Below are 14,933 nucleotides of genomic sequence, written 5' to 3'. Positions count from 1 at the left end.
CTAGCGTGCTTCCCGCCCCAGCCGTCTGAGCGAGGACGTGCCGTTGTACACCGTGTGAGACCTCCCGAGTGCTGATCTGTCGCGCGTCGCGCCTGTGCGCCGCGCCCCTTTCTGCTGCGGACTTCTCACTGAAACCGGTGTACTTCTGTGCTCCAGACCTGGGTGGTCGCACCCACCTGCCTTCCGCATGTCCTCCGCCGTTGCCCCTGCGGATCCCCGCGCTCCCGGCCGAGCGGCGCGTTCCGTGTCAACGCGCACCACAAGCTCCTCGACGCCTGGCTCCTCGTGCTCTGCGACTCCTGCGGCCGCACCGCGAAACTCACCGTCCTGGAGCGGGCCGACGTGCGCTCCATACCGGCGGCCCTGCTGGACCGCCTGCACGCCAACGACGTCGGCCTGATCGCCGAGTTGCTCCAGGACCCGGTCGTACGGCGCCGCAACCGCGTCGCCCTCGACTGGGAGGGCGCCTGGCGCCTCGACACGGGTGATCCGGCGCCTTCCGACGCCGACGCCGACGTACTCGATGTGACGGTCCGCTTCGCGGCCCGTATCCCCGTCCGTCCGGAACGGCTGATCGCCGAGGGCTGCGCCCTCGGCAGAGCCGAGGTCGGACGGCTCATCGAGGAGGGGAGCCTCGTCTCCGCCGTCCGCCTGACGGGGACGGTCTCGGACGACTTCACGTTCACGCTGAAGCGCTGAGGGGTGAGTGCCGCGCGCTGAGCGTCGGGGCGGGCCGAGCGCTGCGAGGCGCCGGCCCGCCCTGGAGGTCAGGTCAGAGGGGCGGCGGGCTCAGCAGCCGCCGCAGTTGTAGTAGGTGACGTCCCAGTGGTTGCCCTCGTCGGCGTAGACGTTGCCTGAGGCGGAACGCCACTGCGGGGCTCCGTCACCGCGCACACCGATGTAGGTGAAGGTGTTCTTGACGTAGTTGGTCACGCACGTGGTCTTGCCGAAGTCCAGCTTGTAGCCGTTCCAGTGCGAGTACGTCCCGGAGGCGTGACCGGTCTCGGTGCCGCCGGTGATGTTGAGCGCGCAGCCGGTCGCGCCCTTGAGGGTCTGGGCGCCCTGGGCGGTGGCGATGTTGAGCTGCTCGAACGACGTACACGTGGGGGTGTTGCGGTCGGAACAGCCGCCGGACGAGGACCAGGTGATGCCGACCTGCCGGAACATCGAGGTGGCGGTGGAATGACTGATCTTGGTGACGGCCGACGCCTCGCCCGCGGTGCCGAGTACGGCGGCACCGGGTGCGACGACGAGGGCGAGGGCGGTGAGCGCCGATCGGAGCTTCGGCGTGGGGGCGACCTTCATGTGTCTGAGCCTTCCTGCTGGGGCCGTGATTCCTGTGGGGCGGGGCGGCGGTGCAGGTGGTGCGGTGACGATGGTGCCCGTGTCTACGCGCGTTGGCCAGAGGACAAAAGGGGCCGGTGGGAGAGGCGTGGCGCCGACTGGGCTCAGGCAGCCCATGCTCCAGGTCAGGCGAGCCAGTAGTAGGGCAGGCGCAGCAGTTCGGCGACACGGGTGGCGACCGCCTCGGAATGGGGCGGGAGGCCCTCGTCGGCGATGCCGCGCGTCAGATGCAGATGGAGTGACTGGAGGGTGGCGAAGGTGTTGAAGGCCCACACCGGGACGGGCCCCGGCCCACCCCCCTCCAGCGCCTCGGCCACCACGTCCAGCCAGCCGGTCGCCTCCAGGGACGTCAGTTCGGGCCCCTGAAGCACGCGCACGAGCGCCCGCGCCAGCCGCGCATCCTCCAACTGTACGTACCGGTAGTCGGTCTGAGTTACCGTCACCCTCCGCCCACACAGTTCGAGCAGGTCGCTCCGGCGGTGGGGGAGGACCCTCGCGAACGCCGCGACGGCGTCGGCTCCATGCGCGACGGCGTGCAACCAGCCCAGGGAGTCGTCCCAGCCACGGGTGTCCCGCTCCTCCGGATACCAGGCGGAGAAGGCGGCGTACCAGCGCTCGGCGGCGTCCTGCGACACGAGCCCGGGAACAGCCGCCGCACGCGTCAGTACGGCACACAGGATCAACGGCGCGAAGGTCCGCGCCTGGACCTCCCGATGACTGAACCGCCCCGCGGCGGAGTCACCCAGCCCCTCCAGAACGCCGTCGAGACGCCCCTCTCGGATCCAATGAGCAGTGTGCATCGTGAAGTTGCAGGTCACGGGTCTGATGTGCGCGGGGTTCTCGATGCTCGTGCTGGTCGCGGGCGGATGACTTCGGTGAAGATCGTCGGTCAGCGGGCGACTTCGCGGTTCGTCAGGACCAGCAGGGCCCTCACCAGGGCGGTCGCCCACTTCGGGTCGGTGCGGACCTTGCCGAGGACCCGCCAGTTCTTCAAGTGGGCGAAGCCGTGTTCGACCGGCGCCCGGACGGCAGCCAGCGCCTTGTTGGACAGCTTCTGCCCTCGGGTCAGGGGCCGGTTGCGGGCGGCCTTGTAGTCCGTGATCACCGCCGGGTCGGCGCCCGGGCCGCTGTCGTCGAGGCCGACGAAGCCCAGGTCGGCGATGGCGCCGAGCCCGGCCGCCCGCAGTTTCGCGGTGAGCTGGTCGTGACGGCAGGCGGTGATCTCCGAGGATCGTCCGGGGCGGGCCGCCGAGGCCCACAGCAGGCGGCCCCGGTCGTCGGTGAGGGCGATCACCAGCAGGCCATGACACTTATGCTTGCCGGAGTAGTTCTTCCGGTTCTGTGTCCCGGTGCGCCGCCGGCTGCGGATCAGGGTGCCGTCCAGCAGAACCACCCCGCCAGCCTTTCGGGCGATCTTCTTCAACACGCGGTCCAGGCGCGGGGCGCGGGCGGCGAGCAGGCCGACGACCTCCCGCACCCACCGGGTGACGGTGGTGCGGTGCACTCCGTTCCCGTCGGCCAGATCGCCGGGCCGCTGGTCACAGCGCAGCACCGCCAGCACGATGTCGGCGATCTTCCCCGCGGGCAGGGCCCGCCACCGCGAACCGATCTTCTTCAAGTGGCCGCGTATCAAGGTGGCGAGGTAGTTCAGGGTGGCGCTCGACAGCGGCAGGCGGGCGGTGTAGACAAGGCCGTCAGGGCCCTCGACTGGGCTGGTGTTGTTCTTCACAAAACACGTCAACTGCCGTCGGGGGCCCGCCGGTTACGCCCCGACACCCCGTCCCGGTGTGACTACCGGCGTGCGGTGAACCGTCCGTCAGGGCGTTTGTGCAGCCAGCCACGACCGGCGACCGTGCCAGAGTCCTATTGCCACGGCTGGGCTACCGAACCGTCAGCCTCCAGCCCGAACTTCCTTATGTGCTCGGATCCTTCCGTGTCCCCCGTCTGTGCGCGAAGTTCCACCAGCCACGTCAGGGCGAGGGGGTTTCCGGCGTCGGCGGACTGCAGATACAGCCGTTCGGCGCCGTCCGCGTCACCGGCTTGGATACGGAGCCTCGCCAGTCGCGTCAGGGCCTGATGCTGGCCGGCTTCGGCGGCCCGCAGCGCGAATCCTTCCGCGCGCTTGGCGTGCCCGGCCTGCTCTCGTCCGTGCGTGAGCCATCTCAGTGCCCGGTTGTCTCCGGCCTGGGCGGCCTGCAGTGCGAGTCGTTCCGCACCCTCCGCGTCCCCGGCCTGCTCCCGGAGCGCCACCAGTTCCTTGGCCAAGGGCCGGGAGGCTCCGGATCTGGCGATGTCCAGGGCGATGCGATCCGCCTTGTCCGTCTGCCCCGATCGCTCGCATCGGTGTGCCAGCCAGGCCAGGGCCTCGCGGCCTCCGGCGTCGACGGCTCGCAGGTACAGCCGTTCCGCTTGTCGGGGGTCGCCGTGCCGCTCGTGTCGCTCCGCCAATTCCGTCAGGGCATTGGGGTTACCGTTCTCGGCGGCTCGCAGAGCGAATTCTTCCGCCCCGGAGAGGTCCCCGGCCTGCGCGCGTCGCCGCGCCAGGGTGGTCAAGGCATTGGGGTCTCCGGCCTCGACGGCCAGGAGGTTCAGGCGTTCCGCACCGTGAGCGTCCCCGGCCTCCTCGCAGAACTCCGTCAGCTCCGAGAGTTCTCGTAGGACTTGGTGGTCTCCGGCGTCGACGACGGGCAGACACAACCGAAACAGCCGTACCGCTTCATCCACGTCTCCCGCTTTCCCGCGATGTTCCGCCAGATGCAGCAGGGCCATGGGGTTTCGTTTCTCAGCGGCTTGCACGGCGAATGCCTCCGCGACAGCGGGGTCCCCGGTCCTCTCGTGCAACTTCGCCAAGTGCACCAGGGACCAGGTCTCTCCAGCGTCGGCGGCCCGCAGATAGAGCAGCTGCGCGCCTCGGACGTCTCCATCCTCCTCGTATCGCTCCGCCAACTCCCGCAGGGACCGGGCTTCACCGGCATCAATGGCCCGCTGGTACAAGTGTTCCGCGCCTTGGACATCCCCGGCTTGCAGATAGCGCCGCACCAAGTGCACGAAGGCCATGTAATCTCCGGCGTCAATGGCCCGCAGATACACCCGTGCCGCGCTGCGGGTGTCCCCGGCCTGTTCACACCGCTCCGCCAACGGCGTCAGGACCGGCACGTAATGCATGGCCTTCGCCGCCCGCAGGGTGAGCGTTGCCGCCTCGTCGAAGTCACCGGCCTGCTCACGTAGCTGTGCCAAGCCGGTCAGAGCCTGGTAGTTCTCGTCTTCGGCAGCCCGCAGATACAGCCGCTCTGCCCCCTGGGTGTCCCCCGCCTTCAGACGGCGCTCGGCCACGTTCGCCAGATCCGTCCGAGCACCGCGAACTCCGGCTTCCACGGCCCGTAGCGCGAAGGCTTCCGCGGCGTTGAGGTCGCCGGCTTGCGTGCGCAAGTCCGCCAGTGTCGTCAGAACCTTGGTGTCCCCGGCCTCGGCGGCCCACAGACACAGACGCTCCTTGCCCTCGCTGTCACCGGCCTTCCCCCGCAGCCACGCCAGCTTCATCAAAGCCTCGGTGTTGCCGGTGTCGGCGGCGCGCCGGGCCAGGCGTTCCGCGGCCTGCGTCTCCCCTGCTTTCTCGCGCAGCAGGGCGAGTTGGGCGAGCGCCTGGGCGTCTCCGCTGTCGCCGGCACGCACGGCGAATGCTTCGGCCGCGTCAAGATCCCCGGCCTCGATGCGAAGCCACGCCAGTTGGGTCAGGGCCCTGGTGTCCCCGGCGTCGGCCACCCGTGAGTACAGACTGGCCGCAATGCGAAAGCGACTTCGCAGACGGGCCGAGTCCCCGAGCGCGCCAAGGTCCGCTGCGCTGCCTGCGTGGTCGCGGACGGCTCTCCAGAAGAACTCCGGCGGGGTAGTGCGACGACGGGCGGTGCGGGCGTGGTGGTCGAGGTAGTCGCTGAGGCGATAGACGCCTGGAAGGGCGCCCATACCTTCCGGGTTGGCCACGGGCTCCAGGGCCGCGGTGATGCCCCTGACCTTCTCCCGCGAGTACGCGAGTGCGTGGGTGAACCAGGTGTCGGGCGCGGCGGCGCGCTGCTCGGCGGTCAGATAGGCGGGGGCGGCGGCTTCGAGGAGTGCGGCCGGCAGGGGCGAGGTGTGACCGAGGCGCCTGGCGTCCATGGCCGCCGTGATGACGGCGTGGCCGTAGAGCCCGTGGGGTTCGGTGGGCTGCTGATAATGGTCGACCAGTTGCGGACCGGCCGCGAGGGTCTGAGTGATCCTCCCGTCGGTGCTCGTGGCGAGCGCTGCCGCCAGCGAGGGGTCGCGGCTCAGACGCGGGTCCTTGAGCGTCTCGGTGGTGAAGGAGACGGGGACATCGACGAGCAGGGCGTGGTCGAGCAGGGCCCTGGCAATGGGGTGGGCGTCCGTTCCGTCCCGGCCAGGACGAGGGGTGGTGGTGAGGCTGCGGTGGTACTCGGGCCACAGCGTCCCCAGGACCACGAGGGGGCCTGGCTCCTCCAGGATGCCGCGCAGCGCGGCGGCGATCTCCTCTCCCTCCTCCGGGTCGGCCAGGTAGTTCTGGGTTTCGTTGAGCCAAAGAACGGTGCGCCTACCGAGGGCTCCCGTGTTGAGCAGGGCGAGGAGTCCCTTTGCGGTCTTGGGGAAGACCAACTGCCAGCCCAGCAAGCATGCGCGGACGGCCTCGAAAGCCGTGCGGGTCTTGCCTGCGCAGGACGCCCCGCGCACGATCACGAGCATCGCTTGCTCGCTGCCAGAGGCCTTGTCCAGGTGATGACGGAGCCGCCGGTCGTGATCGCGTGCGAGGTACTCCGGGAGCGTGAACACCCCTTCGTTGTCACGGTCGTCGGTGCCATGGATGGCGGGGTGGACACCGAGCTGCTCGGCCTTCCACTCCTCGACCGGCCGGGGACGATCGAGCCGCGGGACGCTGCGCGTGCGGGAGAGGTGCACGTGTACGCGATCGGCTCTGCCGATGGCGACGCTGCCGCCCTCGGCGTGGGTGACCGCGCCTCCCGGGTGCGGCGTGGCGACGGGTGCTCCCGTGGTGGTGGGCTGCTGTTGCCCCGGTCCGCTCAGCCCTGCGACGGATCCGGGACCTGAGGGTGGCCGATGTGCGCTCCTCCGTGGATGACACCCGCTGCAACGGAGCCCCCTTCAGCACGGATGCCGACGTCACCGCCGACAGCCAGCCCTCCCGGACCAGCCGATACACCGCCTGGGGAACCCTGTTGGCGCAGCAGCGCGCGCAATTCCTCGGCGGCCTCGGCGCGTTCGGTGTCATCCATGCCTTCCAGCAAGGCTTCGATACGCGCCTGCCATGCCGCTTCCTGTCGGATCCGTACACGTTCCGTCGTGCTCGGCTCGGCCGTCTCCAGTTCGTACGCCGTCCGGTCCAGGCGCTCCAGTTCGGCGTTCTCGCGTTGAGGGTTGCCCCGGCCGAACCATTGGGCCACCCGCTCGCGAAGCCCCGTCCACGCGTCCGTGCCGGCGGCTTGCACCACTGACGTGCCGCCTGCCGCAGCTATCGCGATCATTGTCTCGGACAGCATCCTTTGTCCTTCCCTGCTCAAGAACACAGATCCGCTCTGGGGCACATCTAGCACTGGTACCGATGCCGCGTCACTGGATCAGACACATACGGGTTCTCCCTGGTTCCGTGATGCGGGTGACGCGGGGCAGGGCTTTGTGGAGTCGGAGTCAGACATCGGCTTCGGTCCACTCTCCCAGGTGCCGCCCGCAGGCGCCCCCGCTGCAGCCGATCCTCTCCACGGTTCGGGGCGGGGCAGCCGGCGGGACTTGCGGGGAGATGCCGGATCCTGCTGACGGATCGTAGGCGGGGGCTGGTCGTGGGCGCAGGCGAACCCGGCAACCCGGCGGAGCCGGACCTGACCGATGATCTACGCCGTGGTCATCGGCCGCCGACCGGCAGGAGTACCCAACTCGACATTCACACCAGACCCGTGACCTGCGACTTCACGATGCACACCGCTCAATGGGCGGCCGCGGTATAGGCCCCGTCATCACGGACCCCGGGATCGCGCGATACCAGCGCCACCGCCAGCTCGTCGATGAGCTGGCGGGCGGGGATGTGATCGGGATACGGGAACCCGCCGGCCGCGAGCTCGGCCAGGCGGTGAGGGCAGCAGTCATGGCCGTCAGGCTTGCACACGGCCGATGACTGCCGTTCACCCGCTCCCGCGACCGTAAATGGCAGGCCACGCACCGTGCTCATCCATGACCATGAAGGAATGGACACCCGTTTCCTCGGCATTTCCGAACTGACCGAAGTCCCCTCCGTGGCGGTCGTGGTGGACGTCATGCGCGCCTTCACGGTGGCCGCCTGGGCGTTCGCACGGGGAGCGGAGAGGATCGTCCTCGCCGAGTCGCTGGACGAGGCCCGGGCACTCAAGGAACGCCATCCGGACTGGGTGGCGATCAAGGACGGCCCACCGGCGCCGGGGTTCGACACGGTCAACTCACCCGGCATGCTGCGGTCGATGGACCTGAGCGGGAGAACGGTCGTACAGAAGACCACGGCCGGCACGGTCGGCGCCCTCGCAGTGAAGGACGCGTCCCTGGTGCTCTGTGCCTCCTTCGTGGTGGCGGAGGCCACGGCCCGGGTCCTGAGCACACGCGCCGCTCACGACGCGGTCACGTTCGTGGTCACCGGGGAGGACGGCAAGGCCGAGGAGGACCTCGCGTGTGCCCAGTACATCGCCCTGCGTGCCACGGAGGGCACGAACGCCGGAGCGGCCGAGCAGGCGGCCCCGTATCTCCGTCGCGCCGTCGAGTCCCGCGCGGCCGAGGAGCTGGCGACGGGCGTCCGCGCGGGCGTCCACCCGGACGACGGCCCCCTCTGCCTGGAACTGGACCGCTTCCCGTTCGCCATGATCGCGCGCTGGGACGGGGTCGGGGAGCGGATGACCTTGCGGCCGTACGAGGTCCCGGTCCAGGTGATGACACGCCTCTGACCTGCGGCGGGAGCCGGGGGTGCGCGAGATGTGACCCTGAATACAAAAATTGATGCCAGATGCTGTGTTCATTTTCCAGAGTCTGCGTATTCTGGAGTCATGGATGCCATGTCACTCCCCGCGAACCGGCACTGCTCGATCGCCCGCACGCTCGCCGTCCTGGGGCAGAAGTGGAATCTTCTGCTGCTGCGCGAGGCCTTCCTCGGGCGCACCCGGTTCGCGGAGTTCCAGCGCATCGGCATCCCGAACGCCACCCTCGGCCAGCGTCTGAACGATCTCGTGGACGCCGGCCTCATGGAGCGCGTGACGTATCAGGAAGAGGGAGAGCGCAGCCGTGAGGAGTACGTCCTCACGGAGGCCGGCCGCGATGTGCTGCCGGTGCTCGCCGCCCTCAGCGCCTGGGGCGACCGCCACCGGCCGCAGGAGACGGGCCAAGGGGTCGTCTACGCCGCCGCCGACGAACGCCCGGTGCATCTCGAATTCCGTGACGAGCGGGGCGAGTTGGTCGACCAGGGCGCCGTCACGATCATCCGGGGCCCGGCGTACCACGCCGCCCTCGCCGCCGCTGCCGGCCGGTCCGCCGGCCGAGCCCGCGGCGCCGGCCACACCAGTTAGGAACAGCCATGACCAGCAGCACCCCCCTCGCCTACGACGTCTTCGTCGCCGACCCGATCGCGCAGAACGTCACCGATCTCGTCCCCAACGGGGACCGGAGGATGTTCTCGCCCCTGTCCATCACCCTCGTCCACGGGGAGCGGGACGCCGTCCTCGTCGACCCGCCACTGACCTCGGAGCAGGCCGAGGCGGTCGGGGACTGGGTCGAATCCACCGGCAAGAACCTGACGCACATCTTCGCGACCCATGGTCACGGTGATCACTGGTTCACCGCCGGGATCCTGGCGGAACGCTTCGGCGCCGAGGTCGTGGCCTCGGAGGGCACGATCAAGGAGATGCGGCGCAACGTCTCCATCCGTCCGCAGTTCTGGGACCGGCTGTTCCCCGGGCAGATCCCCGACGCGCCCGTCACCGCCGTCACCGTGCCGGACAACCGGTTCTCCCTCGAGGGCCACGAACTGGTCATCGTCGAGGTCGGTCACAGTGACACCGACGAGACCAGCGTCCTGCACGTCCCCGATCTCGACCTCGTCGTGGCGGGCGACGTCGTCTACAACGGCGTGCACCAGTACCTGGCCGAGTCCAAGAACGGCGGCCGCGACGCCTGGCGCAAGGCCATCGACACGGTCGAAGGGCTCCGGCCGCGCCGGATCGTCACCGGTCACAAGAACAAGGCCCTCGACGACGACGCCACCCGCGCCCTCGCCGAGACCCGCCTCTACCTCGACACCGTCGACGAACTCCTCGACCGCAACGACGACGCGCTGAGCTTCTTCAACGCCATGCTGGAACGCTTCCCCGACCGCCTGAACCCCGGCGCGCTGTGGGGCGGAGCCGTCGCGCTGTACGCGTAGCGGGAAAGCCCCACCCTCTCGAGGGGACGGCCCTGTTGGCCGTATAGCCTCACCCCTCCGACACAGGGGAGGGATCATGCGAGGCAGAACGGCCGGACGGGCCGCAGGGCTCGGTGTCATGGCGGGTGCGGCGGCGTTGACGCTGTTGTGCGCGACCGCGGCGCAGGCCGAGGGCCGCGGGGACGTACGGGTCACCAAGACCGTCGTGAACAACGGCAACAACGTCATCATCGGTACGACGGCACGGGTCACGTACCCGATCGCCATCACGATCCGGGACAACTCGGGGGCGAAGGGCCTGACCCGCGTCAGCGTCTTCAGCAAGTCCAAGGGCTGGGGTTTCAGCGACTGGACGGGCACCCGGTGCGAGAAGAAGAGCTCCACCACGTCGGTGTGCACGGCCACCATGACGGTCGCCCCGGGGTGGCTCCCGGACAGCGTGCCCGGCGACATCAACACCATCGCCGGGCTCTGGCAGGTCAACGCCACCGTCAAGGCCAACGACGGTGACTACTGGATCTCCGACGACATCGCCGAGTTCAAGATGAAGCGGGCGTCCAGGCTCACCACCGACGCCACGCCCGAGCCGGTGGCCAAGGGCGCCTCCCTCACGGTCAAGGGCAAGCTGTCCCGTGCGAACTGGGAGGACCTCAAGTACCACGGTTTCACCGGGCAGACCGTGAAGCTGCAGTACCGGAAGGCCGGCGCCGAGCACTACAGCACCGTGAAGACGGTGAAGACGGACGGCTCCGGCAACCTGAGCACCAAGGTCACCGTGACCGCGGCGGGCAGCTGGCGCTACTTCTTCCCCGGTACGACCACCACGGCGCGGGTCGTCTCGAAGGGTGACGCCGTCACCCTGAAGTAACAGCCCGATCGTCGGCGTCTCCCGCAGCTCGGCGGGGGCGCCGAGGAGAAGGCCGCCGCCCCTCGCCCGCGCGGATCGACGGCGGTCATCGCGAGCTCTCACCGCGAACTCGTCCCGGCGGCTGTAGCTTCGCGGGCGACGCATACAGAGGAGTGCACCCGGCCGTGGGAGGCCGGGTGCACTCAGGTGTGTCGCGTCGCAGCGTGGATGGGGGACTTCAGCTCACGTACCGCGGCGGTGTTCAGCGGTTGTAGTGGTGCCGGCCGTGGTCGTACTGGCCGCGGTCGTACTGGCCGTGGTGGCGCTTGTCGCCGTGCCGGTTCTTGTCACCGTGGCGGTGCTTGCCTCCGTCCCGGTGGTGGCCCCACGACTCGGTGTCGATGCGCCGGCCGTGGTCGTTGCGGAGGGTCGCGGTGTCGGAGCGGTTGTCCCAGACGTAGTAGCGGCGGTCCTGGAACAGGTCGGTGCGGGTGTCACGGCCGATGCCCGTGTGGATGCGGACGGTGGCGCGGCCCGCGAGGCGGTAGTGGTCGAAGGTGTAGGTCTGGCCGTCCCGGTTCTTCAGCGTCCAGCCGTCGAGGTTGACGCTGCGACGGGTGGTGTTGGTGATCTCCACCCACTCGCGGTTCAGGGAACGGTTGGAGTAGTTGTCACGGCCGGGCGAGTCGTACTGGACCGCCGTGATCTCCACCTGCCCCCGCTGGTGGCGGGAGTGGTCGGCGGCGGAGGCCGGCAGCGTGATCGCCGAGACGAGAGCGCCGGTGGCGACCGATGCCGCCGCGAGCCGGCGGACGGTGATGTAGGCGGGGGTGCGGGTGGGGGTGGACAAAGGGTTCTCCCTGGTGGTGCGGACACCGCCCCTCAGGGCGCCAGGGTGGCTGCCCGGGGGAGCGGTGCGGTGTGCGATGGCGACCGGTTGGCCGCGAACGCAATTTGTCCACGCCGTGGGGGAGGCGTGGTGAAGACATGAGCGTTGTTACCGTTTGTGGATATTTCTATGACCCTCGACTGCAATGCTCATCTATGAGGGCTTGTGTGACGCAAACGCGTTCTTGGCGGGAAATTCCCTGGATGATCAGGTGCCGTGCATTCCGGTACGCATGGTGCGGTCGCCGCGCATGGTGATCTTCACCCGAAAGTGAGTAACAAATTCGCCCGGAGTCGGTGGCGGAGTCGGCGCGTCCGTGGTTCTCGCCGGCTCGGCAGTCGCGGGGACCGGGCGTTGTCGGTGGCGGCTGCGAGGCTGGTGCCATGAACGGCGATGAGCAACTGCTGAGGGGCCGGGTCTACGGCCATGACCACGACGACCCCCATCCGTGCCCACTGCCGCACCGGACGTACGCGGCGCTCATAGGCGGGCCGTTGGACGGGCTGCTGCTGGACATCACCGGGTGGCGCGCCGACGAGATGGAGGGGGGTGTCGCCCTGCCCACGGAACTGGGCCGGTTCCCGGGCGGGCGAGCCCTCTACGACGTACGCGCCGGGGAGATCCGAGGGGCGGGTCCGGGGGTGGCGTGCCGTCTCTACCACTCCGGTGACATGCCGTGAGGCGCTGACGACCCCTGCGCGTGGTCAGCTCGTGCAGCCGCACCCGGCGGCCGACTTCGCCTCGTCGACGCCGACGGCCGGGTCGACCGCCTCCTCGGCCGGGGTGCAGCAGGCGCTGACTCCGCAGCAGGAGCCGTCCGCCGTGCGCGCGGCCGGCGCGTCCGGACCGGTGGCCGTCGTGGCGGCCTTCGTGGCTCGGACGATGGCGGAGCGCATGCCGTCGGCGACGGCGTGCGTCGGAGTGATCTCGACGTCGGTGAAACCGGCGGCCTCCAGGCCCGCCCGGTACTCCGCGAAGGACAGGGCCCCGGCGATGCACCCGACGTGGTCGCCGCGCTCGGCACGCTGGGCGGAGGTGAGGGCGTCGTCGGCGACGACGTCGGAGATCCCGACACGGCCGCCCGGCCTGAGCACCCGGAACATCTCGGTGAAGACGGCGGGCTTGTCGACGGACAGGTTGATCACGCAGTTGGAGATCACCACGTCGATGGTGTTCGCCGGCAACGGGATCGCCTCGATGGTGCCCTTGAGGAACTCGACGTTGCCGGCGCCGGCCTTCTCCGCGTTCGCCAGCGCCAGGGCCAGCATCTCCTCGGTCATGTCCAGCCCGTACGCCTTGCCGGTCGGGCCGACCCGCCGGGCGGAGAGCAGGACGTCGATGCCGCCGCCGGAACCGAGGTCCAGGACACGGTCGCCCTCGCGGAGCTCGGCTACGGCGGTGGGGTTGCCGCAGCCGAGGGAGGCGGCGACGGCCTCGGCGGGGAGGCCGGCGCGCTCGTCGGCGTCGTAGAGGCCGGAACCGAAGCTCTCGTCGACCTCGACCGAGGTCGGTCCGGACCCGCAACAGGCGGCGGCTCCCTCGGCCACGGTGGTGGCGGCCGCCGCGTACCGCCGGCGGACGGTTTCGCGCAGATCGCTGGACTGCTCGTTCATGACTCGCTCCTAGGCGATGTGGTGATGTATCGGGGCATGGGCGCTGCACTGCCGCCGACTGACCGGCCTGTATCGATGTTCGTTGATTCAAGCTTGCGCGCTGCTTTGAGAAACGTCAATATAGGAGGTGCGGCGAAACGAGAGCTTGAGGTGATCGGTCAGGATTCCGTGGCCTGCTGCGCCCCTATGTCCACCGCGTGCAGGCCGCCGACCTGGCGAAGATCTTCAAAGCCCTGGGCGATCCGGTCCGGCTGCGTCTGGTGTCGATGATCGCCTCGCGGGGCGAGGGCGGCGAGGTGTGTGTCTGCGAGCTGACACCGGCCTTCGACCTGTCCCCAGCCGACGATCTCCCACCACCTCAAGCTCCTGCGCCGGGCCGGCCTCCTCGACTGCGAACGGCGTGGGACCTGGGTGTACTACTGGGTGCTGCCCGGCGTCCTGGACCGGCTCGCCGCGTTCCTGACCGCCCCGCGAGAGGCGAGCGCCGTCCGCGCCGGTGGTGTCGCTCAGAGCTCCGAACAAAAGTGGAGTCCGCGAGCCGGGCTCCACTCTTGTTCGCAGCTCTTAGGCTCACACCATGGTGCAGAGCGGTGCGGCGGACGTCGACGGGTATCTGGCCGAGCTGCCCGAGGAGCGCAGGGCCGGCCTGACCAGGCTGCGGCAGCTGTGCCGGGCCGAGCTCACGGGCTACGACGAGGTGATGGCGTACGGCATGCCCACCTATCAGCGGGAGGGCTCTCCCGAGATCGCCTTCGCGAGCCAGAAGCAGTACGTGTCCTTCTACCTCATGCGCGGCGACGTCCGGGAAGCCTTCGCGGACCGGCTGAGCGAGCAGGACATGGGCAAAGGCTGCCTGCGGTTCCGCAAACCGGCCGACATCGACTTCGACCTGGTGCGGGACCTGCTGAGGGCGGTGGCAACTTCCCCGGGCGAGAGCTGCTGAACCGCGCGACACATCGCTTTCCCTCGAACGGAGGAACGGGCGGGGTGGGGGAACCGCGGCCCGGCGCCGACCCGTTGCACGGGCATGACGGACATGGGGATGACGAAGCGGGCGGGATACCAAGGGACCGGACCGGGCGCGATCACGCCGGACGGCTGCGCGGTCGAGCTGTACGCGCGACTGCCGGTCGGGACCGAGCCGGACATCGTCGCCGCGGCCGTGCCGCCGGGGGCGAGCATCCTGGAGCTGGGTTCCGGAGTGGGACGCGTGACCCACGCGCTCCTGGAACGGGGGTTCACGGTGACGGCCGTGGACGAGTCCCAGGAGATGCTGGACCGCGTTCGCGGTGCGCGCACGATATGCAGCCCGATCGAGGAGTTGGACCTCGGCGAGTCCTTCGACGTGGTGATGCTGGGTTCGTTCCTCGTGCACGCCGCCGACGTCGAAGTACGGCAGGCGCTGCTCCGCACGTGCGTCCGCCACCTGGCCCCGGGCGGCTGCGTACTGATCCAACGCGAGGGCGAGGGCTGGCACATGAATCTGCCCCGCGAGCGCATCGACCCGAGCGGCTTCACGGTACGAGTCGTCTCGGCGGAGCCGATAGGTGACGGGGCGAACTCGGTCCACGTGGAGTACGAGTTCCCGGACACCACCTGGACCCAGACGTTCCTGTCCCGCCCCCTGACGAAGATCCAGTTCGACGACGCTCTGGCGGAGGCGGGCCTGACGGTGGACAGGTACCTGACGGACGACGGGACATGGGTGCGCTCAAGGCTCGCGGGAGGCGAAGGATCTCCGTTGCCTCACAGCAGCTGAGAGGCGCGTCGGCGACTGCGCGGCCGAGTCATCATGCGAGACGG

General features: G+C 69.5%; 16 protein-coding genes and 1 pseudogene. 9 read left to right on the top strand and 8 right to left on the bottom strand.

The annotated features are described in order from the left end of the window. The first annotated feature begins 147 nt into the window (after positions 1–147). Complete coding sequence (locus DC008_RS01780) at positions 148–699, top strand: DUF1062 domain-containing protein (RefSeq protein ID WP_108705378.1); 552 nt, start codon at positions 148–150, stop codon at positions 697–699. 90 nt (positions 700–789) lie between these two features. On the opposite strand, the gene DC008_RS01775 is transcribed toward DC008_RS01780, so the two are convergent. The 6 genes from DC008_RS01775 to DC008_RS35170 form a co-directional block, all read right to left on the bottom strand. Beyond that, complete coding sequence (locus DC008_RS01775) at positions 790–1,305, bottom strand: hypothetical protein (RefSeq protein ID WP_108705377.1); 516 nt, start codon at positions 1,303–1,305, stop codon at positions 790–792. A 164-nt stretch (positions 1,306–1,469) separates the two neighbouring features. Next, complete coding sequence (locus DC008_RS01770; RefSeq protein ID WP_123953984.1) at positions 1,470–2,144, bottom strand: DUF2785 domain-containing protein; 675 nt, start codon at positions 2,142–2,144, stop codon at positions 1,470–1,472. 89 nt (positions 2,145–2,233) lie between these two features. Further along, entirely contained in the window at positions 2,234–3,073 is an 840-nt protein-coding gene (locus DC008_RS01765) for a transposase family protein (protein WP_108705375.1), read from the bottom strand. A 134-nt stretch (positions 3,074–3,207) separates the two neighbouring features. Beyond that, on the bottom strand, positions 3,208–6,291 hold the full coding sequence (locus DC008_RS01760; RefSeq protein ID WP_108705374.1) for a tetratricopeptide repeat protein: 3,084 nt from the start codon (positions 6,289–6,291) through the stop codon (positions 3,208–3,210). Between the two features lie 122 nt (positions 6,292–6,413). Then, complete coding sequence (locus tag DC008_RS01755; RefSeq protein WP_108705373.1) at positions 6,414–6,890, bottom strand: hypothetical protein; 477 nt, start codon at positions 6,888–6,890, stop codon at positions 6,414–6,416. Positions 6,891–7,330: 440 nt separating this feature from the next. Further along, on the bottom strand, positions 7,331–7,573 hold the full coding sequence (locus DC008_RS35170; protein WP_123953983.1) for a hypothetical protein: 243 nt from the start codon (positions 7,571–7,573) through the stop codon (positions 7,331–7,333). 16 nt (positions 7,574–7,589) lie between these two features. On the opposite strand from DC008_RS35170, the gene DC008_RS01745 reads away from it, so the two are divergent. From DC008_RS01745 to DC008_RS01730, 4 genes are all read left to right on the top strand, one after another. Then, positions 7,590–8,312: a 2-phosphosulfolactate phosphatase gene (locus tag DC008_RS01745; protein WP_108705371.1), complete on the top strand. Its 723-nt coding sequence runs from the start codon at positions 7,590–7,592 to the stop codon at positions 8,310–8,312. Positions 8,313–8,411: 99 nt separating this feature from the next. After that, positions 8,412–8,927 carry a winged helix-turn-helix transcriptional regulator gene (locus DC008_RS01740; protein WP_208645796.1) on the top strand — a complete coding sequence of 172 codons (516 nt, stop codon included), beginning with the start codon at positions 8,412–8,414 and terminating at the stop codon, positions 8,925–8,927. Positions 8,928–8,935: 8 nt separating this feature from the next. Further along, positions 8,936–9,781, top strand: a complete 846-nt coding sequence (locus DC008_RS01735; protein ID WP_108705369.1) for an MBL fold metallo-hydrolase — start codon at positions 8,936–8,938, stop codon at positions 9,779–9,781. A gap of 76 nt (positions 9,782–9,857) precedes the next feature. Then, positions 9,858–10,649, top strand: coding sequence for a hypothetical protein (locus DC008_RS01730; protein WP_208645795.1), 792 nt, complete (start codon positions 9,858–9,860; stop codon positions 10,647–10,649). 241 nt (positions 10,650–10,890) lie between these two features. Here the strand turns inward: DC008_RS01730 and DC008_RS01725 are convergent, their stop codons facing one another. Continuing rightward, positions 10,891–11,478, bottom strand: a complete 588-nt coding sequence (locus DC008_RS01725; protein WP_235071541.1) for a lamin tail domain-containing protein — start codon at positions 11,476–11,478, stop codon at positions 10,891–10,893. Between the two features lie 422 nt (positions 11,479–11,900). Between DC008_RS01725 and DC008_RS01720 the strand changes: the two genes are divergently transcribed. Continuing rightward, positions 11,901–12,197, top strand: coding sequence for a hypothetical protein (locus DC008_RS01720; protein WP_108705367.1), 297 nt, complete (start codon positions 11,901–11,903; stop codon positions 12,195–12,197). Between the two features lie 24 nt (positions 12,198–12,221). On the opposite strand, the gene arsM is transcribed toward DC008_RS01720, so the two are convergent. Further along, complete coding sequence (arsM, locus tag DC008_RS01715; RefSeq protein WP_108705366.1) at positions 12,222–13,130, bottom strand: arsenite methyltransferase; 909 nt, start codon at positions 13,128–13,130, stop codon at positions 12,222–12,224. Between the two features lie 186 nt (positions 13,131–13,316). Here arsM and DC008_RS01710 point away from each other — a divergent pair. From DC008_RS01710 to DC008_RS01700, 3 genes and pseudogenes are all read left to right on the top strand, one after another. Beyond that, a pseudogene (locus DC008_RS01710) lies at positions 13,317–13,616 on the top strand (ArsR/SmtB family transcription factor); the annotation flags it as partial. Between the two features lie 91 nt (positions 13,617–13,707). Continuing rightward, the gene (locus DC008_RS01705) at positions 13,708–14,073 is read left to right on the top strand and encodes an iron chaperone (protein WP_108705365.1); all 366 of its coding nucleotides are present in this window, start codon (positions 13,708–13,710) and stop codon (positions 14,071–14,073) included. A gap of 93 nt (positions 14,074–14,166) precedes the next feature. Beyond that, entirely contained in the window at positions 14,167–14,889 is a 723-nt protein-coding gene (locus DC008_RS01700) for a class I SAM-dependent methyltransferase (protein ID WP_108710516.1), read from the top strand. The last annotated feature ends 44 nt before the right edge of the window (positions 14,890–14,933 follow it).

Source organism: Streptomyces nigra, assembly GCF_003074055.1.
Lineage (GTDB): Bacteria > Actinomycetota > Actinomycetes > Streptomycetales > Streptomycetaceae > Streptomyces > Streptomyces nigra.
This window is presented reverse-complemented; position numbering and strand designations above follow the sequence as displayed.